The following is a 23,392-nucleotide window of genomic DNA, read 5'->3' as shown; positions in this document are numbered from 1 at the left end:
GAGGGGGGAAGTATACCTAAAAACCGGAGTTTATGGGCTTTTCAAATTCCAAAATTGTAACAAAATGGAAAAACATTAATTCCATATTCAAAAAAATTTACACTGGAAATTAGATGCGAAATTTCTGGATTCTGTCAGAATACATTGAAATTTTTGAAAAATTATGATAATATTTGTATGTTTAGTAAAGAGGGAAGGGGAAGCTGTTGTTATGCTTAGAGGGACTACAATTATCGCAGTGCGAAGAGGCGACAAAGGCGCCATTGGCGGCGATGGCCAGGTAACGCTGGGACAGAGCACCATCATGAAGCAAGGTGCGCGCAAGATACGCAGGTTGTACCACAACAGGGTAGTGGTGGGATTTGCCGGATCAGTGGCAGACGCGTTTACATTGAGCGAGAAGTTCGAAACCAAGCTGGAGGAGTATTCTGGTAACTTGCAGAGAGCGGCCGTAGAACTGGCCAAAGAGTGGCGTGCCGATAAAGTGCTAAGGAAGCTCGATGCAATGCTGATTGCCATAGATTCAAAGGATTTGCTCATAATTTCAGGTACCGGTGAGGTCATCGAGCCCGACGATCAAATTGCTGCCATAGGGTCGGGGGGTAATTATGCTTTAGCAGCTGCCAGAGCGCTTGTCAACAATACCCAGCTTGAGCCGGTGGAGATAGTCAGGAAGTCGCTGGAGATCGCTTCTTCGATTTGCGTTTACACCAACGACAATATCTATGTAGAAGAGGTATAGGAGGGGGAGACCGTTGGCTGAATATTACACTCCGAGAGAGATAGTCGAGCAGCTTGACAAGTACATAATCGGGCAGGGCAAGGCCAAAAAGGCTGTTGCCATAGCTTTGAGGAACCGGTATCGCCGGAGCAAACTCGACCCAAAATTGAGGGACGAGATCACGCCGAAGAACATAATCCTGATGGGGCCTACCGGTGTGGGTAAAACGGAAATTGCGCGGCGTTTGGCCAGGCTTGTGAATGCGCCCTTCATAAAGGTGGAAGCTACTAAATACACCGAGGTAGGGTATGTGGGCCGAGACGTGGAATCGATGGTTAGAGACCTAGTTGAAGAGGCCATCCGCATGGTCAAAAACCAGAAAATGGAAATGGTTAAGGAAAGGGCGGCTCAGGCCGCCGAGAATCGCATACTGGACATACTCCTCCCTCCTAAAAGGAAGAGGGCCCAGAATCCACTGGGCATGCTGTTTCCAGTGGATCATCCAACGGTTGAGGAGCATGAAGAGGCCGACGATTCCATGGCGCACACCAGAGAAAGGCTGAGGGAAAAGTTGCGCAGCGGTGCTCTGGAGGATAGCCCTATAGAGATCGAAGTGGAGGACTCCACGTTTGCCAGTTTCGGATTCATTCCCGGTATGGGCAATGAAGAGGTGCTCATACAGATACAGGATGTATTCGGCAATCTGTTTCCCAAAAAGCGTAAGAAGAAAAAGACCACCGTCCGAGAGGCACGGCGTATATTTGAACAGGAAGAGGCGCAAAAGCTAGTTGACATGGACGAGGTTGTGGAGGAGGCCATTCAGGCTGTAGAACAGCACGGGATAATATTCATCGATGAGATCGACAAGATCGCCGGGCGTGAGACCGGGGTAGGCCCCGATGTCTCCCGTGAAGGGGTGCAGAGGGATATACTGCCGATTGTAGAGGGTACCACGGTGATGACCAAATATGGCCCGGTGAAGACTGACCACATACTGTTTATTGCGGCTGGAGCCTTCCATGTATCCAAGGTGTCCGACCTCATACCCGAGCTGCAGGGCCGCTTCCCCATAAGGGTGGAACTGGAAGCTTTGACAAAAGAGGATTTCAAGCGCATACTCACTCAGACCGAGAATGCCATCATCAAGCAGCAGATCGCGCTTCTCAAAGTAGAGGGTGTGGAACTTGAATTTACTGAGGATGCCATCGACGAGATAGCCGACATCGCCTATATAATGAATCAGACCAGCGAGAACATAGGCGCACGGCGTCTGTATACCGTGGTTGAAAAGTTGATGGAGGATATATCCTTTAACGCAGATAGCCTGGCGGGGCAAAAGGTTGTGATAGACAGGGAATACGTGAGAAACCGACTCCAGGATATAGTAAAGCAGAATGACCTTCACAAGTTCATACTGTAGATGCCTTATTGCTGTGTGGCAAGGCTTTGTAAGGGGAAAAGGATTTTGTGAGGCGGCATTTACTTATTCGGCAGAAAGTGGGGCTAGATATGTCAGATAGTTTGCTGGAGCGAATAAGAAGATTCAATCAGATATTTCAGAGCAGCGAGGCCTGTGGGATAGATTTGACGTATTTATGTGAGATGCTGAGCGAGCTGCTTGAAAGCAGCGTACTGCTGCTGGATGAGGGTGGCCGTGTTATAGGTTGTGCACCTGCGCGTTCAGGTGAGAACACTGCCCAGAGGATGCATGTTTCGGCTGATTACAATAACAGCTTACTGTGGATTCGCAGCACCATGGCAAATGTTGTGGAGGATACTCAGGAAGGCAAACAAAAGCTCACCATTGTTCCGATATACTGCAGGGGCAAGAGGTTGGGAACTCTTATTTTCCGGCGTCCCGACCTCAAAGAATTTGTGGATGATGACCTGGTGCTGGCCGAGTACGGCGCTACCGTGGTCGGGTTGGAGATAATGCGCTTGAAGATGGAGCATATGGCGGAGGAGGTGCGAAAGAGGTCGATGGCCGAAATGGCCATAGGCACCCTTTCCTACTCCGAACGCGAAGCTGTGGAGCAGGTATTCAAGGAGCTGGATGGTACTGAGGGCCTGCTGGTGACCAGCAGGATAGCTGACCGGGCGGGGATTACGCGCTCTGTCATAGTAAACGCCTTGAGGAAACTTGAAAGTGCCGGAATAATCGAATCCCGGTCGTTGGGGATGAAGGGCACTTATATCAAGGTGCTCAACGACAAGTTCTTATCGCAGCTACATAAGGCATAAATAACTTTAAGAAAGAAGTGAATTTATGTCCAACGACGATATGAACAGGATCAAAGAAATTCTTAAGGAAAAAGGATATAAATTGACTCCGCAACGCAGGGCTACCCTTGAGGTGATCATGAATAACAAGGGCAAGCACATGAGCACAGAGGAGATCTACTTTAATGTGAAGAAGATATGCCCTGAAATCGGTTTGGCTACCGTATACCGTACCATGCTCTTGTTCGAGGAGCTGGGAATACTCTATAAGCACAACTTTGATGATGGCAAAAATCGCTATGAGCTGAGTACCATGAACGACGATCACCACCATCATCACCTTGTGTGTTTAAGCTGTGGTCAAGTGATAGAGGTAGAAGAAGACCTGCTGGATTCGCTGGAGGAGAAAATCGAGGAAAAGCATAGATTTAAGATTGTCAATCACAACGTGAAATTTTTTGGTTATTGTTCAAAATGCAGGCATGATGAAGGCTCCGTTTAAATGGAGCCTTTGCCATTTTTGGATTATAGTTGGAGCCCGGCCAGATGTTGCAAAAGCGATTTTCCAGTTTAAGGGTTTGAATAAGCCGTTCGGCTAATACGCATACTAAAAATACGCTTCTACACAGCACTGTTTGACAATAGCTAGAAAGGATGATACGGTGAAAGGGATTATTATGGCTGGAGGCTCTGGCTCTCGCCTGCGACCTCTCACCTGTGATTTGCCCAAACCGATGGTACCTGTGATGGCCAAGCCTGTCATGACATACAGCATAGAGCTGTTAAAAAAATATGGCATTAAAGATATAGGGATAACCCTTCAATATCTTCCGCAGGTAATAGAGGATTATTTTCAAGATGGTTCTACGTTTGGGGTCAAGCTCCATTATTTTGTGGAAGAAACTCCGCTTGGGACAGCAGGCAGCGTAAAAAATGCTGAAAAATTTTTGGATGAAACCTTTGTCGTGATCAGCGGAGACGCCCTGACCGATATTAACATAAGTAAGGCAATAAACTTCCATAGGGAGAAAAAGGCCATAGCCACCCTTGTCCTCAAGAAGGTGCAAGTGCCTTTGGAATACGGCGTGGTGATCATCGATGAGAGCGGAGCAGTCACTCGCTTTCTAGAAAAACCCAACTGGAGTGAAGTCTTCAGCGATACCGTAAATACCGGGATATACATTTTAGAGCCTGAGGTCCTTACCTATTTCAAGGCGGGGCAAAAGTTTGACTTCAGCCAGGACCTGTTTCCACTGCTTCTTGAAAAAGGCAAGCCTATGTATGGTTATATAACCGACGAGTACTGGTGCGATATAGGAAACCTTCAAACCTATCTTCAGGCCCATTACGATATGCTGTCTGGCAAGGTTAGATTCCCTATACCCGGCCAGAAGATAGGCGAGAATATATGGGTGGGAGAAAATGTTGATATAGCTCCTGAGGCCAGGCTGGAAGGCCCCTGCTATATCGGAGACTACACCCGTATTAGAGAAGGGGCTTACGTTGGGCCGTTTACTGTGATCGGACGCTATAATGACATCGGGCCCCATACCAGCATAAAGAGGAGCGTGCTGTGGGATTACAATACCTTGAGCAGGTGCGTTGAGATACGCGGTGCTGCCGTGTGCAACAAGGTAGACATAAGGGAAAGGGTATCGATATACGAAGGGGCAGTAGTTGGCAATGGTTGTACTTTAAAGCCCAGGGTTAGCGTCAAGCCTGACGTGAAGATATGGCCAGAGAAGGTAATCGAGCATGGAACTACGGTACAGTCCAATGTGATATGGGGTACGCGATTCAGCAAGACCTTGTTCGGGAAAAACGGCATAACGGGAAAGCTCAACGTAGATCTGGACCCGCGCTTTGCTGTGCGGTTGGGTGCGGCTCTGGGAGCTGAGCTTAAGCCCAACAAGCGTGTGGCGATAAGCTGCGATGATAATACCGGCAGTGCCATGTTAAAATACGGCATAATATCTGGTTTGTTGTCTTCGGGAGTAGAGGTGCTGGACCTGGGAATGCTCACAACCCCCATTTTGAGGTATATGGTACCATATTTCGGCTTGGAGGGAGGGATACACGTCTTTGAAGACAAGAAGGTGGATGGCAATGTGGGCATTCATTTTATCGACAGGGACGGGGGCAACTTTTCGCCAGCTTTTGAGCGCCAGATTGAGAATGCATTTGTGAGGGAGGATTTCCAAAGGGTTGCAGCAGATAAAATACCTAAAGTGCAAAACTTCTTCAACGTTCCACTGTTTTACGCCAAGGCCCTCGAAAAATTGGTGGATGCGGATGTCATAAGGAATTACGGCTTCAAGGTGCTATTTTCCACTCCTAGCAGACTGGTTGCCTCAATTGCCGAGACCATATTCAGCGATGTGGGTTGTGAGCTTCATATAGCCAAGGATGACATACCACTTGAACTTGAAAAAGCGGAGCGGGGACAGTATAGCCTGGCATGCCATGTGGACAGCAACGGTGAAGAGCTGGAACTGTATGACGAGAAGGGCAAGCGGGTCTCACGAGAGATGTGCGGTGCTTTAAGGGTTTTTTTGTGTTTAAACGCAAACGATAAGAAAGAAGTGGTAGTGCCTTATACAGCTCCTACCGCCATTGAAACAATGGTACAGTCGCTTCAAGGAAAGGTCATACGCACCAAGACAAGCCGGTATGCCCTAATGAACGAGGTAATAAAGCGGGAAGGGAATGGCAGCGGGGTATTTTTGCTGTACGCCGATGCTATTGCCATGCTGCTCAAACTCCTGGAGGTTTTAGCTAAAGAGCACAAGATGTTGTCCGAGCTTACCAGTGCCATACCAAGATTTTATATGAAAGAAAAGGTCATAGAATGCCCATGGGAGGAGAAGGGAAAAGTGATGCGCTGGCTTATACAGGAAGAGACCAAAGGGAACAACGTGGTTGAGCTCTTTGAGGGGGTAAAGGTGCATCACAAGAACGGCTGGGCTCTGGTGCTGCCAGATTCTGAAGAAGCAGTGTGTAGGATTTACAGCGAAGGTGTGTCGGAGGAATACGCTGAAGAATTGACAAAGTTTTATGAGGACAAGATCAACTGCGCCAAAAAGCAATGATGGACAACATGAGCTCAATGAATAGGAAGCTGACTCATCCCCAGAGTTGGCTTCCTCCTTTTTTGAGTTGCACAGCCAATGTAAATACTGTATAATTGAAATTATGATAGCAATGTTCGGTAAAAAATATAAAAATTGAAGGAGGATAAAGGGTATTTGTGGCGTCAAAGAATCTACTGAAGATTATACCACTGGGTGGGGTAAACGAGATAGGCAAAAACATGACTGTTTTTGAGTACGGCAATGATATCATAGTTGTGGACTGCGGGGTCAGCTTCCCTGAAGATGATATGCTGGGCGTCGATCTTGTCATACCCGATATATCCTATTTATTGAAAAATAAGGACAAAGTAAGAGGTTTTATTCTCACGCACGGGCATGAGGACCACATTGGTGCATTGCCCTATGTGCTCAGAGAGATGAACGTTCCGGTTTACGGTACCCGTTTAACCCTTGGGCTGGTTGATATTAAGCTAAAGGAACACGGCATCAATAAGGCGATTTTTCAGACGGTCAAGGCCAATGATACGTTAAAGCTGGGCGCTTTCACCGTGGAGTTTATCAAGACCAGCCACAGCATAGCTGATTCGGTAGCTCTGGCCATACATACCCCGGTGGGGGTGGTGGTACATACCGGCGACTTTAAGATAGACTATACTCCAATAGATGGCCAGGTCATAGATTTAGCCAAGTTTGCCTTATTGGGCAAAAAAGGTGTACTTGCCCTCCTGGCTGACAGCACAAATGTGGAAAGGCCAGGCTATACCATGTCCGAAAAGACGGTGGGTCAGACCTTTGAGTCCATCTTTGCCGACGCACCGGGCAGGATCATAGTGGCTACTTTTGCGTCCAACATACACAGGATTCAGCAGATCGTCAACGCGGCTATCAAGTACGGGCGAAAGGTGTGTATATCTGGCCGTAGCATGGCCAACGTGGTAGCAGTCGCTATGGAGCTGGGCTACCTCAATATACCTAAAAAGACGTTTATAGAAGTGGACAAGGTTGACAGCTATCCCAACGATAAAGTGGTTATAATTACTACCGGTACCCAGGGTGAGCCCATGTCTGCATTGACGCGTATGGCTGCTGCCGAGCATAAAAAGCTGGAAATCATACCTGGGGACCTGGTCATAATATCGGCAACGCCCATACCCGGCAATGAAAAGCTGGTGTATAAGGTGATAAACCAGCTGTTTCAAAGAGGAGCCAATGTCATATATGAGTCTCTGGCCGATGTCCACGTGTCAGGTCATGCCTGCCAGGAGGAGCTCAAGTTGATACATACCTTGGTGAAGCCCAAGTTCTTTATCCCGGTGCACGGCGAATTTCGTCACCTAAAGCAGCATGCGCTGTTGGCAGAGTCTCTTGGTATGCCTGGAGATAACATATTCCTGGTGGATATAGGCACTGTGCTTGAGCTTACCCATAACTCCTGCAGAGTGGCGGGAACGGTCACTGCAGGGAGGGTATTGGTGGATGGATTGGGCGTTGGAGATGTAGGCAATATCGTTTTGCGCGACAGAAAACACCTGTCACAGGATGGCCTTATCGTTGTGGTGGTCACCATTTCAAGGGAGACCGGCGGCGTCATTGCTGGGCCTGACATCATATCCAGAGGTTTTGTCTACGTGAGGGAATCTGAGGGGCTTATAGAGCAGGCACGGCAGGTGGTGAAAGAGACGCTGGACAAATGCGAGCAGCAGAACATCACCGATTGGGCTACTTTGAAAACCAATATAAGGGATGAGCTGAGGAATTTCCTTTATGAGAAAACCAAGAGAAATCCGATGATACTGCCTATCATCATGGAGATATGAGGATTTTATAATCCATGAGGATGGGAGGGTGTTGACATGAATGTATACGATAAGGCGCATGAATTGGCCAGGGCGCTTTCGGCAAGCAAGGAGTACAGGGACTACAAGGCCGCAAAGGAAAAGATTTATCAGGATGAAGCGAATAAAAAGATGCTGAAGGACTTTAAAAAACGGCAGTTTCAGCTGCAGGCAGTATTTTTGAGCGGCAAGCAGCCCGATGAGCAGGAGCTCGATAGGTTCAAGAAGCTTTCGGAGCTCATACAGCACTCACCCGATATAAGCAATTTTTTGCAGGCCGAGTATCGTTTGAATACGCTTATGTCGGATATATACAAGATATTGAGCGAAGCTGTGGATATGGACCTGGATTTTATGCGGGAAGATGAGAAAGAAGGGGATAAAGAGAAGTGAAGCGGTTTAAAATTTCTGCTCATTTTATTGCAAGGGCGGGTATCATTGCAGCCGTATATACGGTATTGACGTTAGCCCTTCAGGGGATATCCTATGGGCCCGTTCAATTCAGGATAGCCGAGGCTTTGACGGTGCTTCCGTTTGCGGATGTGGCTGCCATCCCTGGAGTTGCACTGGGGTGCCTGTTTGCCAATCTGGGCAGCCCATTGGGATTGGTGGATATTTTGGGTGGCAGCTCCATCACGTTGATATCGGCATACCTGACGCATAAAGCGCCCAACCGCTATGTGGCTTTGCTGCCCCCTATAGTTTTGAATGCCATCGGTGTACCCATTTATCTGGCGCCAGCCGTTGGACTGCCCTACTGGCTGGTTGCCCTGCAGGTGGGATTGGGGCAGCTTGTCGTAATAGGTGTGCTGGGCCTTCCCGTATTGTCGCTCTATCAAAGAATAATGAGCAGGTTTCCTATCAAAGATTAACACAATTTTAATATTTTATTAACCTCCTCCACCTTGTCAAAAGATATATAAACCTATATAATTAAGATGACAATACAGGTGGAGGTTGGAAGATGTCTCAAATTGCGGTTACCCGAGACCAAAAGAACAAAAAGGGTATGCATCCTTTTGTAAAATACCTTTTGAGGAATTTATTGATATATTTCATCAGCCTGGGGATAGTAATAGGTACTGTTTTGTGGGCAGTACGCCAAGTTCAGCTGTTGTTGTTTGAACCGGTGGATGTTAAGGACAAGACTAGTGTAACAGTGGATATACCAATGGGGACTTCTGTCCGTGGCATTGCTGAAATACTCCATGAGAAGGGCCTAATTCGCAATACCGGGGTTTTTAGATTTTACGTTGAGCTTACCGATAAGGCCTCAAAACTCAAAGCGGGACGGTATATGCTTTCCAGGAGCATGACCCCTCAGCAGATTCTGGATGAGCTGATAACAGGCGAGGCGGCGGTGGACACAGTCAAGGTTACCATTCCAGAAGGGTTTAGCATACGCGATATAGCAAATTACCTGCAGAATTTTGAGAAGGACGGCCAAAAGGTTTTTCAATTTACGGCCGAGCAGTTCATTGATGCCGCTAAGCAGTTTGATAAGTTTGCAGAAGATTATACCTTCTTGTATGAGATACCCGAGGCCAGAAGAAGCGGGGAATATCCTCTGGAGGGTTACTTGTTCCCCGACACCTATATAGTCTATGTTGACTCTACCCCCGACGATATCATAAGAAAGATGCTGTCGACCTTTGAAAGGAAAGTGTATTTTGCCGAATTTCGAAACGTCCCTCTTCTTACAAGGATAGAGGAGCTGGGGATGACTCTGGATCAGGTCATCACTCTGGCTTCCGTAGTTCAGGAAGAGGCCGCTGTAAAGGATGAATTCTATAAGATCTCTGCGGTGTTTCACAACAGGTTGAATATCGATATGCCCCTTCAGTCCTGCGCGACGGTGCAGTATGCTCTGGGAAGTTCCGAAAGGAAGCCATTCCTGACTAATGAGGAGATATCAGTAGACTCGCCTTACAACACATATAAGCACAAGGGGTTGCCTGTGGGGCCCATCGCTTCACCAGGGCAGCTGGCTGTAGAAGCGGTGCTGTATCCAGAGGAGGAGTTCATGAATCCCGAAAAGCCCGTGCTGTTCTTTGTGTACGCCGGAGATAACCGGCACGAGTTTAGTTACACGGCGGAGGAGCATGCTAAAGCTAAACAGAAGTATGAGAGGCGGTGGAAGGAAAGCCAGAATCAAAATCAGGAATAGCGCGAGTATATGGAGCTCACTCTAATGAGTGGGCTCTGTTAATTTGAGGTATTAATTTATGGAAAGACCAATTCGTATGTGCTCTTGCTTGAGAAGCTGTGCATCAAGACGGGATTTTTGTTTTTTGCAAAGCAGGAGCTGATTGGGATTTTGCACAAGAATTTGTCATTTTAAGAAAGGATGGGAACCAAGGTGAAAATACCCGAGCTTTTGGCACCGGCAGGTGACCTGGAAAGGTTAAAGATTGCGGTGGCGTATGGTGCCGATGCCGTGTATATAGGCGGTAAAAGGTTCAGCCTGAGAGCATTTGCCGACAATTTTGAACGGGATGAAATAAGGGAAGGCGTGGAATATGCCCATAGATATGGGCGCAGGGTATATGTCGCATTGAACATATTTGCTCACAACGAAGATTTAAACGGCATTGATGATTACATTCGCTTCCTTGCAGATGTTGGGGTGGATGCGGTTATAGTCTCGGATCCGGGGATCTTGTCCATAGTAAAGGACGTAGCGCCTGACATGGCGATACACCTGAGCACGCAGGCAAATACCACAAACTGGCGGAGCGCTGTTTTCTGGCATAAGCAGGGGGTAAAGAGAATAATAATGGCGAGGGAGCTCAGTCTAGATGAAATAAAGGAAATAAGGGATAAAATTCCCGATACCCTTGAGCTGGAGGTATTCGTTCACGGCGCCATGTGCATTTCCTACTCCGGCAGATGTTTGATCAGCAACTACCTTGCCGGGAGGGATTCGAACAGAGGAACGTGTGCCCACCCGTGCCGTTGGAAGTATTACCTTATGGAGGAGAAAAGGCCGGGGGAGTACTTGCCGGTTATGGAGGATGAGAGAGGGACTTATATACTCAACTCTAAGGACCTGTGCATGCTGGGCCACATCCGAGAACTGATAGATGCAGGGGTTGATGGCTTTAAAATTGAAGGAAGGATGAAGAGCAGCTATTATGTCGCCGTTACTGTAAAGGCTTATCGCCAAGAACTGGATAAATACAAGAGAGACCCAGAAGGTTATCGCTTTGATCCGCAGGCTCTTGAAGAGGTGAAAAAGGCCAGCCATCGTCCCTTTACTACAGGGTTTTATTTTGGCAAACCTTCATCCGATGCGCAAGAGTATTCAAGCAGCCATTACATCAGGGAATACGACTTTGTAGGGCTGGTGCTGGGTTATGATGAACAGAGGAGTATGGCTCTGGTTGAACAGCGCAATCCCTTCAAAAAGGGGGATAAGGCTGAAATTCTCCGCCCTCATGGGGAACCATTAAGCTATACCATTGATCAAATATTTGATATTGATGGGCAGCCTATAGATAGCGCTCCGCATCCCCAGCAGAAGGTGTATATTCCCATGTCGTATCGGCTTGAGAGGTATTCCATGCTGAGGAGAAAAAAGGAACATAAAGAGGCATAAAGTATTGTCATCCTGTATAAATGCAGGCGAAACGATAAAAAGTTGCTGGGCGGTCAGAAAAGATACAAGCACATTCCCCGTTGCAGTTACATATTATATAAGGTGACCTGTTTTCTCTGGAGGGTGTAACTGCATTTCAGGGGGTGTTATATGGTGTTATCCCTCATTGGGGGTCTACTTTATCTGTTACGTTATGCCTATCTGCTTGTATCCCACATATCGGGTGGCGGTTCTTTTCCCCGGCCATTAAGCCCTGAGGAAGAGGAATATTATCTGAAAAAATTTATGGAAGATGGAGATGAGAAGGCCAGAAATATTCTCATAGAACACAATCTCAGATTGGTAGCGCATATTGTAAAGAAATACAGCAATTCTAGCAAGGATGTGGATGACCTCATCTCGATAGGAACCATTGGACTCATAAAAGCCATATCCACTTTCGATTCAAGCAAGAAGACCAGGCTTGCCACCTATGCAGCCCGCTGCATTGAAAACGAAATTCTTATGGCTATCCGTGCGGATAAAAAGACAAAGGGAGAGGTATCGCTTCAAGAACCCATAGGCATGGACAAAGAGGGAAATGAAATATCGCTTATGGATGTCCTGGGTACTGATCCTGATTCGGTGATAGACGAGGTTGAACTAAAAATGCAGATCAGAAACCTGTACAAGAAGATGAATGCGGTATTGAAAAAGAGAGAGAGAATGGTCATTGAAATGAGATATGGCCTGCTCAACGGTAAACACAGAACGCAGAGGGAAATAGCCCAGATGCTAGGCATTTCAAGGTCGTACGTATCCAGGATTGAGAAAAGGGCTTTATCGAAACTGAGCAAGGAATTTGGTGTTGGGGGCTGTCATTCAAGTTGACAGCCTTTTAACTTTTTTATTAATATTACATTATAAAGTACGGTTTTGCTATCGGATATATGGGCCATGATACTATTTTAGAAGGGATTGGGATGTTTAGAAGGCTTAAACCTGATCAGATGGTAGAGTGTGTTTGCAATGTAAGGCTGGAGGAGTTAATAAGACGGGGAATTTTCAATATAATCATAGACCTGGATAATACTCTGATTCCCTGGGGCGAAGACCAGATTATTCCTGAGGTTTATCAGTGGGTTAAGGCCGGCCACGAGATGGGTTTTAAGTTCTGCATTGTATCTAACAGCAGCTTCAAAAGAATACGCTATTTTGCCTCAAAATTCGGAATGCTGGTCGCTCCCAAAAGAGGCAAGCCCCTGTCTCGGGCTTTTAAAAGTGCTATGGTGAAGTTAGATGGCAATCAACATAATACCGCAGTAATAGGCGATCAGATTTTTACCGATATCCTTGGGGGAAACAGGCTCAACCTCTACACCATTCTGGTTGAGCCTATATCAAAGAAGGAGTTTATAGGAACCAGGGTCATGAGGTTTCTGGAAAAAACTGTTGCAAAGAGGAGGAAGCCATGAACATATCTCCGCACACAAAGCTGGTGGGGCTCATCGGCCATCCGGTAGAGCATTCGCTGTCGCCCAAACTGCACAATGCCCTGTACGAAAAATATGGGCTTGATTATGTGTACCTGGCCTTCGATATCGCCCCTGATGATATTGCCAGGGCGGTAGAGGCGCTCAAAACGCTGTCATTCAGAGGGTTTAATGTGACCATTCCGCATAAAGAAAGAATCATCTGGTTTTTGGATGCGCTAGATACCGAAGCTGCAATTATCGGAGCGGTAAACACTGTGAAAGTAGAAAATGGGAAGCTTATAGGTTACAACACCGACGGGATGGGTTTTGTAGATTCTCTCAAGCGCCGGGGAATAGTGCTTAAGGATAAAGTTGTACTGGTGCTGGGGGCAGGTGGCTCGGCAAGGGCAATATGCGTATATCTGCTCAAAGAAGGCGTAAGGAAGCTTTATATTCACAATCGGACTAGGGAAAGGGCTTCTGAACTCATCAAGCACCTGGAGCGATTTTTTCCAGGCGTTTGTTTGAATTGCATTGCTCAAGAGAATATAAGGGATATACACCCCGACCTGGTGGTTAACACCACGCCGCTGGGCATGTGGCCTCACACTCACATCATGCCCATAGAAGATTATGATTTTTCACCCAGCATGACCGTTGTGGATATCATCTACAACCCTGTTGAAACCGCTTTTTTGAGAAAGGCGCGGCAGGCCGGGTCCCTTACAATAAACGGCCTTGATATGCTGGTGGGCCAGGCCATAAAAGCAATCGATATTTGGACCGGTGTGAAGATGGATTACGATGAAGCCATCAGCATTTTGAGAAACGATAAAAATAAATTATTGTTGTAAAATGACAATTTGCGGTATATAATTTAAGTACAAATATATATAGGGAAGATTTACTATATTTTGAGACTTATTTACTATTAATATTTAGGTGGAACGGTTTATGGGGGTTTACAGAAAAAGGCTGGGAGAGTTGCTACTTGAAAAAGGCATAATAACGCAGGAGCAGCTAAAAAATGCGCTTGCTATGCAAAAGTCCACCGGTAAAAAGCTGGGTGAAATACTCATCTCTCAAAATTTGATTTCAGAGGCCAAGATGGCCGAAGTTTTACAGGAACAGCTGGGCATTCCATTTGTCGATTTGAACAAAGTAGCGTTGGACCCAAAGCTTACCGAATATGTCCCCTTCATTCTTGCAAAAAGGCATTCCCTTATCCCTATAAAGCTGGAAGATGGAAAGCTGTACATAGCCATGGAGGATCCGCTGGATTTTGCGGCCATTGATGATGTAAAGCGCGTATCCAGGATGGATGTGGTGCCAGTCATTTCGTTTGGTGAAGCCATCAAGAATGCCGTGCACAGGCTGTACAGCATGGAGTATGCCGAACGAGCTGTTCAGGATTACACAAAAGAGGTAAAGCTGGAGCAGCTTGCACAGGAAGTACAAAACAGCCCGCTGGATGATGATGTCAGTAATGCTCCGGTGGTAAGGCTGGTGAATTCCATTATCCAGCAGGCAGTCAACATGGAGGCCAGCGATATCCACGTCGAACCGCTGGATAACGAGACACGGATTAGATTTCGAATTGATGGGATGCTGCAGAAAATACTCACCATACCCAAATATGTCCATCCGGCTTTGGTTACTCGCATAAAGATCATGGGCAATATGGACATCGCTGAAAGAAGGCTTCCGCAGGATGGTCGCGTGGATATGCGCGTCTCCGAGAGGGACATAGATGTGCGGATCTCTACCATGCCTACTATTCACGGCGAAAAGGTAGTTTTGAGGATTTTGGATCAAACCAATTTTCTTCTTTCTAGGGAAAAATTAGGATTTACAGAGGAGAATCTGGAGAAGTTTGACCAGCTGCTCAAAAATCCACACGGCATCATACTTGTTACAGGCCCAACCGGCAGCGGTAAATCAACCACACTTTATGCCATGCTAAATGAGCTTAACGATGAATCGGTAAACATCATAACTATAGAGGACCCGGTGGAATACCGTATGGAGGGGATAAACCAGATTCAGGTTAACCCAAAAGCGGGTTTGACCTTTGCCACAGGCCTTCGCTCTATCGTTCGCCAGGATCCTGATATAATTATGGTTGGAGAGATTCGCGACAGTGAAACCGCCGAGATTGCTATTCGTTCGGCCATTACCGGGCATCTGGTGCTGAGCACGCTGCATACCAATGACGCCGTCAGCGCAATTTCTAGGTTAATGGACATGGGCATAGAGCCCTATCTTATATCCGCTTCTCTTGTGGGGGTTATATCCCAGAGGCTTTTGAGAAGGGTGTGCAGCAACTGTAGGGTTCCCCATGATATTGAACCCCATCAACTGGCTGCATTGGGGCTTAATAGCTTGTCTGGGATGACGCTGTACAAAGGGGAAGGGTGCAGTGCTTGCAACTATACTGGGTACAGAGGACGGATACCCGCTCATGAGATTCTCGTGGTGTCAAAAGCACATCGCCAGCTGATAACACAAAAGGCCTCAATTGACGAAATCAGAGATCTGTCCATAAAAATGGGAATGAGCACTTTGAAGGATGAGTGCATAAAGCTGATGCTTAAAGGCTTGACGACGGTTGATGAGGTTATACGCGTATCTTATAGCCAGGATGGCTGACACAATGGTTTTTGGCACCTCATCATCTGTACCATTAGCTTCTAGAAACGCCACGGAAGGGGTACATGGACTTATGGATATATACGACATACTCAGGAAAGCAGTTGAACTCAAGTGCTCCGATGTGCACATATCCGTCGGCATGCCTCCTGCCGTTCGACTCAACGGAAGCCTTATGCGGATATCTGATGAGCCTTTAACTTCCGATCAAACCCAGCAGTTTGCAAGAGCGCTTTTGAATGACGAGCAATGGAAGGTTTTTCAGGAAAGGGGTGAGATTGATTTCTCGCTTTCCATAGCAGGAGTGCACAGGTTTCGCGTAAACGCGTATAAACAGAGAGGCAGTTGCAGCCTGGCCATAAGGTTGGTCAACTCAAGGATTCCCAGCTTTGAGGAACTGGGATTGCCGCCGGTGGTACAGGAGTTTGCCTACAAGAAAAGTGGGCTGGTATTGGTAACCGGACCTACAGGCAGCGGCAAATCCACCACTTTGGCTGCAATAGTTAACAAGATAAACATGGAAAGGGCTGTTCATATCATTACTCTGGAGGAGCCCATAGAGTATCTGCATCGACACCAAAAAAGCATAGTCAATCAGAGGGAGGTGGGCAGCGACACCAAGAGCTTTGCTGCAGGGTTGAGAGCGGTATTGCGTCAGGACCCAGATGTTATCTTGATAGGAGAGATGCGGGACCTGGAGACCATATCCATAGCCCTTACAGCTGCCGAGACTGGTCATCTGGTGCTGTCCACACTGCACACCATCGGAGCGGCCAAGACCATAGACAGGATCATAGACGTCTTCCCGCCGCATCAGCAACAGCAGGTCAGGTTTCAGCTATCGACGGTGCTGGAAGGGGTCATCAGCCAGCAGCTTATTCCGCAGAAAGATGGCTCGGGTAGGGTAGCAGCTGTGGAGGTCATGGTGGTCACGCCCGCCATACGCAATCTGATTCGCGAAGGCAAAACCTATCAGATAACCAACGTCATTCAGACGGGTGCCAGGTTGGGCATGAGGACAATGGACCAGGCGTTGCTGGAGCTGTATAGCAAAGGGGTTATATCAAAGGAGGATGCGCTGGTTTATTCGGTGGATATGGAGCACATGAAAGCTTTGATAAACGGTTAATGCTGTTGCTGTAACTAAGGGTTCCTATGAGGAAGGGGTGATATAGTATTGCCAGGTATAAATACATAGCCAAAAACATGCAAGGGGCTACAACCAGCGGGACGCTTGAGGCTTCTACCAGAATGGATGTCTACCGCCTGCTCAGAGAGAGGGATTATTACCCTATTAAGGTAGAAAAGGTGCTTCAAGTCAAGGATATAAAGGACTTGAGCATCAGAACGAAAATTGCCTCAAAGGATATTGCCGTGCTGTGCAAGCAGTTTTCTACTATGCTTGGGGCGGGTATTCCCATAGTGAGGTGCCTGGACATACTCTCGAAACAGCTATCCAACAGGGTTTTGCGCAGGCTATTTGCCGAGATGTATGCCGAGGTGCGCACCGGCAGGACGCTTACCGAGGCGCTTGTACGTCGAAGCCAGTACTTCCCATCTCTGTTTATAAGCATGATTGAAGCCGGCGAAACCAGCGGAACGCTGGATGTGGTTTTAAACAACTTGGCACAACACTATGAGAAGGATTACAAGCTAAGGCAAAAGGTAAAAAATGCAATGACATATCCTGTCATAGTGCTCATAGTAGCGGTAGCGGTGGTGTATTTCCTGCTTACCGTTGTTGTTCCTACGTTCATAAGCATTTTCAACCGGGGAGATATGGCGCTTCCTCTGCCGACGCGTATGCTTCTGTCTTTGAGCGACTTTGCGACCAGATACGGCATGATTGTATTGTTATGCATCGTATTGATGGTTTTTATCCTTTATATAGTTCTTTCAAGGGGTAAAGGACGTTTAAAGTGGCATGAATTTTTGCTAAAAATGCCTGTAATGGGCACTGTGATAACCTATGTGATTTCAAGTCGGTTTTCTGCAACGCTGGGTATACTGCTCAGGACTGGGATCCCGCTTGTCCAGGCATTGGACATAGTCAAGAAAGTTGTAGGAAACGAGGTAGCGCAGAAAGGGCTGCAGCAGGTGCAGGACATGGCCAGAATGGGAGGAGGTATATCAATACCTCTTGAACAGCTCAAACTGTTTCCTCTCATGTTGATACAGATGCTGAAAATTGGTGAGGAGTCGGGAACGCTGGATGAGATGCTTCTCAAGACGGCAGAGTTTTACGAAGGCGAGCTGGAGGCCAGCTTAGTCAGGTTGACCACTCTACTTGAACCAATGCTTATAGTGTTGCTGGGCGGCGTGGTTGCATTCATAGTGCTGTCCATAGCCTTGCCCATGTTCCAAATGACCAATATTTTGGGTTAAATAAACTTATTAAATTGAAAGGAGAGGAGAAATATGTTTAAGAGGTTTAGGAAAAACAAGAAAGGTTTTACTCTTATTGAGTTGGTTGTGGTGATAGCCATACTGGGCGTTCTGGCATTGCTTATAACGCCAAATGTGGTGAATAGGATTGATGAGGCTGAAAAGGCTGTGGATAAGGCAAATTTGGAGATGATACAAAAGGCAATTGAGATGTATTATATTGAATATGGAGAATATCCTCAAGTTGACAATTTTGCTGACTTGCAACCTTATTTGACTCAAGATAGTGAAGAAAACAAATATATTAAATTATTAGATGAATGGCCAGAGTTGAAATCGATCACAGGTGTAACTTATGATAAGAAAACTGGAAAGCTTACATATCAAGACTGAGTTCAAGAAATATAAGGTAGCACTGAATAAAAAATGCTCAAGTGTTAAAAATGACTTTACCTTTTTAGCACAACTATGAATGTAGTATGTTTGCAGTCTATTGGGATGGGGGAGAAGCTGAAAGTTAGATATTAGTAATTTAGTAATTTAGTAATTTAATAATTTAATATAAATTAGATGCTTTTAGCAAAGTTCTCCCCATCATAATCCCTTTTATAAAAGAGGAAACAAAATGGATCTGCTAATCATAATACTTGGCCTTTTAATAGGTAGCTTTCTTAATGTATGTATATATAGGATACCGTGCGGTGAATCAATAATATACCCGGGTTCTAGATGCACGCTGTGCGGTACAAAATTAAAGCCCCTGGAGCTCGTTCCTGTATTTAGCTTTGTATTTCTAAAGGGTAGATGTCAGCACTGTGGCCAGCCCATATCATGGCGCTATCCTGCCGTAGAGCTCCTGACAGTCCTGCTTATCTGGCTGGTATACAGGCGGTACGGTATAGGCCTTGCTGCCATATACTACGCATTGCTGACCTGCATACTTATAGTGGCGGCTTTCATCGATATGGAGCATCAAATAATTCCAGACGGGTTGGTATTGATAGGATGCGTTACAGGGCTTGCATTTAACCTGATGGGGATCAGCATAAATTTTTTAGACGGGCTATACGGTCTTATTATAGGTGCAGGCTCTCTTCTGCTGGTGGCTGTTTTTTCGCTTTTTGTCTTCCGTAAGGAAGGAATTGGCGGAGGGGACATAAAGTTTATGGCTACCATTGGCTTATATCTGGGCTGGCGCCTTACTGTTTTTGCGCTAATATTATCGGTATATATCGGAGGAGTAGTAAGCTTGCTTTTGTTGATTTTTAAGATAAAAAGAAGGGGAGATTACATTCCCTATGGACCATTTATAGCTATAGGGTCGTTCATTGCTATGCTTTATGGGGAAAGCATCATAAACTGGTATATATTATCTTTTTGGTGATAAACCGATGATGAAGATGTGGGGAAACAGCGGTTTGACTCTTATAGAGTTTATTATAGTAATAAGCATCATTGGAATGATTCTGGCTGTTGTATCTCCCAATATCAAACCACCTATAGAAGAGGCGGTGCTGGAGGCTGAAGCGCAGCGTATTGCGCAGGAGATTCGACTAACCCAGCAACTGGCCATTACTAGAGGGATGGATTATTGTTTTGAGATACATGTTAATGAAAAGTATTACAGGATAAGGCCGAGGACCCCTATGCCGATTGAAGGAGTATATAAAAAGGAATATTTAAATGAGAGGATTAACGTCATTGAGTGCAATTTTTCTTCTCCATACAGCGGTGAGTATTCTGCGCTAAAAGTTTTAACCTATGCCCCTACAGGGATTCCAAGTCAAACTGGAACCATAGAGCTTTATGTAAACAGCGGGAAGAAAAAGACAATTAGGGTGGCGGTGGGTACAGGAAGGGTGAAAATTGAGTGACAAAATCGGAGGGGCTAACATTTATAGAAATACTGGTAGCTATATTTATATTAGCGCTTATTGCGGGTTCTCTTTTGACAGCCTATGGCTTCTCTTTTAAGCATAATAACGAAGCCGAATTGCTGCTAAAGGCTACTTTTGTTGCTCAAACAAAAATGGAGATGTTGCAGTCCATGGACGCCCTTTCTGCATATTATGAAGGCAGCGGACAAGTTGAGCAAGATAGTTCTGGCTATTACATTCAGACGCTGTGCCAACCATACATTTCTGAAGATTGCCACCTGTTTAGTATAGTCCTTAAGGATAAATCCGATGCAGAGTCGGGATATATGCTGTATGCCGTGCCTCCTGAAGGAAAAGATGTGCTCTTGCTAAACAAAATATCGGAAGACACTGCTGTAAGCTTATCCATAGCAGGCAATAGTTATTCCATGGGTATATATGGATCAGAGCAGTCCTTTATAGAAGGTTTGCTTCCCGACGATACAAAAAAGATAATGGTCGTTATCAACGCGATCGGCTATTCTGGTAATTACCGTGTGACGTTTAGTTTTAATACCGGTGGAAGAGAAATGGAAGCTAAAGTGTACGACACCAGTGAAAATTCAAGCAGATTAACAGTTTTGGGTATTAATGAACAGCGCTATCACAATTTTGCATATAGAAATTATTCCATGGTGCGAGCGCAGATCAGGGTGTTTGACACTGAGACAGGTGTACAGCCCAAAGTGGTTCTTGAGAGCGTACTCCAACTAGAAAATTAAAAGGAGCTGTGTCATCTGGAGAGGAGCCGTATAATATGCTTAGGGACGATGGGTATTCTCTTATCGAACTATTGGTAGCGCTGGCGTTATTGTCAGTGGTCGTATCTATGGGGTATTCGCTGTACATGATGAGCGTAAAGGGTTATGCGAGAAGCATTGACAGAATCGATATTCAGCAAAATGTGAGGCTTGCGGCTTCGTATATTCAAAAAAAGCTTTTAAATGCTTCAGAAGACGAGGTAACAGTAGAAAAGAAAGACGATGGCCCTGACATTCTCATTATAGGAAATGAGTATTTTGACCTTAAGGGTACCACACTGCGTGTAAATCATGAGTGGCCTAGCTCTGCAAGCTTCAATCCCATGGCTGAAGGTATTACTCGGTTTGAGGTTGATAAGAACGGAAAAAGGGTTACGGTATCAATCTCAGGTGGAGAGGTTGGAAAGGATAATTTTTTTCCTGTTACTTTTGAAGTGTTCCTTAGAAGATAGGAGGTTGCTTAGTGTTTGCAACACTGAAAAGACTATCTTTTAAGCTGCAAAATATTTTATCGATTGCATCATTTAACTGTCTGAATTGTTATAAAGCTTCAAGCGGTTCAGCTTTAATTTTGGCTGTATTAACCCTAATGGTAGTCTTTACCTTGGGCGTATCCCTTGTATCGGTTGCAGTCAACAATTATTATATGGATCAGACAGAGCATGACTATCAGGCAGCCTATTATATAGCAGAGGGTGTACTGCGCCATCAGATTGAAGCCATGAGACTGCACATGGAAGAGCTATATACTTCTAGGAACTATGATGATGCAGAAAGTTTCTTTAGGGCTTTTACTGAGGGGCTCCCCGTTAGCACGCCTGAATTTAAAGCTGATTTCAACAGGCAGGTTGATGCTTACGTGAGTGTGTCGTCCGGAAATCGCCAAGGTGATACCATGACATTTACCATTAAAGCTGAAGGTACTGTAGGCAAGATAAGCAGAAGGTTGAAGGGCAGTGTAAAGATACGTTATGTAAGACAAAGCACAATATTTAGTTATTCATTGTTTTCAAATGGTACAATTGAGGTAAACAATAATGCAGAAGTGTACGGGAATATAGCAACAAATACAACCACATCGGGGGGAGTTTTGTTAGGTAATAATTCCAAAATAAATGGAGACATTTATATCGGTCCGGATGGGAATCCTTCAAAGGTGGTTGAAAAGAAGAACAATAGCGTTTTAAATGGACAGATAAAGGTGAGCGATGAAACTACTCAACTCCTTCCTATTGTGCTGCCTTCTGATTTGGAAGATAAGGGTGATTTGATAGTCAAGAATAATGATGAGCGATATGTTAGTGACGGGGGAAGGTTTAACAGAATAGAAATTAACAACAATGGGAAACTGATTGTTTATCTTGATGGCGATACGGTTGTCCGTACTACAACAATGTCTATTGGAAATAATGCTGTTATTGAACTACAGGGGCCAGGGAGGTTGCTGTTATATATAGATAGGGATTTTGACATGGGTAATAATGCAGTTATAAATAATAATGGAAAGCCAAATGAGCTAATTGTTTTATATAGCGGAGATAAAATTACGGTAGCTAACAATGCCTTTTTTAAAGGTGGAATATATGCTCCTTCTGCTACGGTATATATTGGGAACAATGCCAAGGTTACTGGAAGTATTGTAGCAGAAAAGGTAATCCTAGGTCAAAATGCCGAGATGGTTTTCGATAGTGTGGTAAAAGATAGCTATCCAATGCCAATACAGGGTTATGAAACTCTGGGAGCAGGTGAGGAATTATTTACTGTTATCTCTTACGGTGAAGAGTAGATGATATTTATTCGTGGTGAGGTAATGCTTATGCTAAAACCAAACAACAGCATCTTAGGCGTAGATATAGGTTCCAGACTTATCAAAATAGTACAGGTTACGCAAAATGAAACTTCCGGTGAGAAAATAAAGCTTTTGAAATGGGGCTGCATTGAAGCGTCGGATATAGATGACGAATCGGGTGGAAACAGGCAGAGCGAGTCTTATCTTGCACAGGCCATCAAGGATTGCTATAAGCAATATGGGTTTAGTACCAAAAAAGTGAGCTTGTGTTTGTCGGATTCGTCTATCATTTTCAGAGATATAGGGCTTCCGGAGATGAAGGATGAAGAGATAAAGGAAAATATAAAGTATGAGATGGCTGAGTACTTTTCAATAGATCCCGATAAATATGCCATCGCCTACAGGATACTGAAAAGGGATGGAAACGAGGGCAGGACGGTGCTGCGAGTGTTGGGCGTGGCGGCTCCTTTGGATCTGGTGGCAAGGTATATGCGAATTCTTAAAAAGGCTGGATTAAAGCCCGAATACGTCGATATCAATGTAAATGCCTATTTGAAGGCAACAAAGCTTTTAAGCGAGATAGGGGATATATCGTCAAGTCGTGGAGTGTGTATCATGGATTACGGGTACAGTACACTGACCATATCCGTGTTTGAGAGGGGAGCACCTTTTGTCACCAGGACGGTAGATAAAAGCTGGGAAGCGGAAAATTTTGATGCAGTTGCGGCAGCTTTAAATCAAGTACTCGATTATTATTACAGCCGAAACTATACTTCGCGTATTGAGAAGGTATGGGTTGTGGGAGGTGGCAGCCTTATAAAGGATCTGTGTCAATATCTATCATTCCAGACCGGTACGGATGTAAGGAGGGTAACTCCTCAGATGCTCAAGATAGAGTATGATAACGGCCAAGATTTTCCAGTAGGCATTTACTTTAAATCCATAGGTACCGCCATAAGAGAGGGCTGAGAG

23 protein-coding genes are annotated in these 23,392 nt (G+C 45.5%); all 23 read left to right on the top strand.

Features of this window, described 5'->3' with window-relative positions:
- Window positions 1-211: 211 nt before the first annotated feature.
- The 23 genes from hslV (at window position 212) to pilM (ending at window position 23,389) form a co-directional block, all read left to right on the top strand.
- Window positions 212-742: an ATP-dependent protease subunit HslV gene (gene hslV / locus KVG29_RS06850; protein ID WP_252227491.1), complete on the top strand. Its 531-nt coding sequence runs from the start codon at window positions 212-214 to the stop codon at window positions 740-742.
- Window positions 743-755: 13 nt separating this feature from the next.
- On the top strand, window positions 756-2,141 hold the full coding sequence (gene hslU / locus KVG29_RS06845; RefSeq protein ID WP_252227490.1) for an ATP-dependent protease ATPase subunit HslU: 1,386 nt from the start codon (window positions 756-758) through the stop codon (window positions 2,139-2,141).
- A gap of 89 nt (window positions 2,142-2,230) precedes the next feature.
- Entirely contained in the window at window positions 2,231-2,962 is a 732-nt protein-coding gene (codY, locus tag KVG29_RS06840) for a GTP-sensing pleiotropic transcriptional regulator CodY (protein ID WP_252227489.1), read from the top strand.
- Window positions 2,963-2,987: 25 nt separating this feature from the next.
- Window positions 2,988-3,443, top strand: a complete 456-nt coding sequence (locus tag KVG29_RS06835; protein ID WP_252227488.1) for a Fur family transcriptional regulator — start codon at window positions 2,988-2,990, stop codon at window positions 3,441-3,443.
- A 160-nt stretch (window positions 3,444-3,603) separates the two neighbouring features.
- Window positions 3,604-6,030 (top strand): sugar phosphate nucleotidyltransferase, encoded by a 2,427-nt coding sequence (locus KVG29_RS06830; RefSeq protein ID WP_252227487.1) that lies wholly within the window; start codon window positions 3,604-3,606, stop codon window positions 6,028-6,030.
- A 158-nt stretch (window positions 6,031-6,188) separates the two neighbouring features.
- On the top strand, window positions 6,189-7,850 hold the full coding sequence (locus KVG29_RS06825; protein ID WP_252227486.1) for a ribonuclease J: 1,662 nt from the start codon (window positions 6,189-6,191) through the stop codon (window positions 7,848-7,850).
- Window positions 7,851-7,886: 36 nt separating this feature from the next.
- Window positions 7,887-8,261, top strand: coding sequence for a YlbF/YmcA family competence regulator (locus tag KVG29_RS06820; protein ID WP_252227485.1), 375 nt, complete (start codon window positions 7,887-7,889; stop codon window positions 8,259-8,261).
- Window positions 8,258-8,740, top strand: a complete 483-nt coding sequence (locus tag KVG29_RS06815) for a QueT transporter family protein (RefSeq protein WP_252227484.1) — start codon at window positions 8,258-8,260, stop codon at window positions 8,738-8,740. The genes KVG29_RS06820 and KVG29_RS06815 overlap by 4 nt, the downstream gene beginning before the upstream one ends.
- A 92-nt stretch (window positions 8,741-8,832) precedes the next feature.
- On the top strand, window positions 8,833-10,035 hold the full coding sequence (mltG, locus tag KVG29_RS06810) for an endolytic transglycosylase MltG (RefSeq protein ID WP_252227483.1): 1,203 nt from the start codon (window positions 8,833-8,835) through the stop codon (window positions 10,033-10,035).
- 180 nt (window positions 10,036-10,215) lie between these two features.
- Complete coding sequence (locus KVG29_RS06805) at window positions 10,216-11,466, top strand: peptidase U32 family protein (protein WP_276576435.1); 1,251 nt, start codon at window positions 10,216-10,218, stop codon at window positions 11,464-11,466.
- A gap of 150 nt (window positions 11,467-11,616) precedes the next feature.
- Window positions 11,617-12,336, top strand: coding sequence for an RNA polymerase sporulation sigma factor SigK (gene sigK, locus KVG29_RS06800; protein ID WP_252227482.1), 720 nt, complete (start codon window positions 11,617-11,619; stop codon window positions 12,334-12,336).
- 59 nt (window positions 12,337-12,395) lie between these two features.
- Entirely contained in the window at window positions 12,396-12,920 is a 525-nt protein-coding gene (locus tag KVG29_RS06795; RefSeq protein WP_252227481.1) for a YqeG family HAD IIIA-type phosphatase, read from the top strand.
- Window positions 12,917-13,774, top strand: a complete 858-nt coding sequence (aroE, locus tag KVG29_RS06790; RefSeq protein ID WP_252227480.1) for a shikimate dehydrogenase — start codon at window positions 12,917-12,919, stop codon at window positions 13,772-13,774. Before KVG29_RS06795 ends, aroE begins: the two co-directional genes overlap by 4 nt.
- Window positions 13,775-13,874: 100 nt before the next feature.
- Window positions 13,875-15,569: a type II secretion system ATPase GspE gene (gene gspE / locus KVG29_RS06785; RefSeq protein ID WP_252227479.1), complete on the top strand. Its 1,695-nt coding sequence runs from the start codon at window positions 13,875-13,877 to the stop codon at window positions 15,567-15,569.
- Between the two features lie 73 nt (window positions 15,570-15,642).
- Entirely contained in the window at window positions 15,643-16,698 is a 1,056-nt protein-coding gene (locus KVG29_RS06780; RefSeq protein WP_252227499.1) for a type IV pilus twitching motility protein PilT, read from the top strand.
- A gap of 77 nt (window positions 16,699-16,775) precedes the next feature.
- Window positions 16,776-17,954, top strand: coding sequence for a type II secretion system F family protein (locus KVG29_RS06775; RefSeq protein WP_252227478.1), 1,179 nt, complete (start codon window positions 16,776-16,778; stop codon window positions 17,952-17,954).
- A gap of 33 nt (window positions 17,955-17,987) precedes the next feature.
- Window positions 17,988-18,347, top strand: a complete 360-nt coding sequence (locus KVG29_RS06770) for a type II secretion system protein (protein ID WP_252227477.1) — start codon at window positions 17,988-17,990, stop codon at window positions 18,345-18,347.
- A 232-nt stretch (window positions 18,348-18,579) separates the two neighbouring features.
- Window positions 18,580-19,338, top strand: coding sequence for a prepilin peptidase (locus KVG29_RS06765; RefSeq protein ID WP_252227476.1), 759 nt, complete (start codon window positions 18,580-18,582; stop codon window positions 19,336-19,338).
- A gap of 7 nt (window positions 19,339-19,345) precedes the next feature.
- Complete coding sequence (locus KVG29_RS06760; RefSeq protein WP_252227475.1) at window positions 19,346-19,828, top strand: prepilin-type N-terminal cleavage/methylation domain-containing protein; 483 nt, start codon at window positions 19,346-19,348, stop codon at window positions 19,826-19,828.
- Window positions 19,825-20,592, top strand: coding sequence for a type IV pilus modification PilV family protein (locus tag KVG29_RS06755; protein ID WP_252227474.1), 768 nt, complete (start codon window positions 19,825-19,827; stop codon window positions 20,590-20,592). Before KVG29_RS06760 ends, KVG29_RS06755 begins: the two co-directional genes overlap by 4 nt.
- 35 nt (window positions 20,593-20,627) lie before the next feature.
- Window positions 20,628-21,083 (top strand): prepilin-type N-terminal cleavage/methylation domain-containing protein, encoded by a 456-nt coding sequence (locus KVG29_RS06750; RefSeq protein WP_252227473.1) that lies wholly within the window; start codon window positions 20,628-20,630, stop codon window positions 21,081-21,083.
- An 11-nt stretch (window positions 21,084-21,094) separates the two neighbouring features.
- Window positions 21,095-22,417 (top strand): DUF7305 domain-containing protein, encoded by a 1,323-nt coding sequence (locus tag KVG29_RS06745; RefSeq protein ID WP_252227472.1) that lies wholly within the window; start codon window positions 21,095-21,097, stop codon window positions 22,415-22,417.
- Complete coding sequence (gene pilM, locus KVG29_RS06740; protein ID WP_252227471.1) at window positions 22,418-23,389, top strand: type IV pilus biogenesis protein PilM; 972 nt, start codon at window positions 22,418-22,420, stop codon at window positions 23,387-23,389. It begins immediately after the preceding gene.
- The last annotated feature ends 3 nt before the right edge of the window (window positions 23,390-23,392 follow it).

It is taken from the genome of Caldicoprobacter algeriensis (assembly GCF_023838525.1).
Classification (GTDB): domain Bacteria; phylum Bacillota; class Clostridia; order Caldicoprobacterales; family Caldicoprobacteraceae; genus Caldicoprobacter; species Caldicoprobacter algeriensis.
Note: the sequence above shows the minus strand (reverse complement) of the source record. Positions and strands in the feature narration are given on the sequence as shown.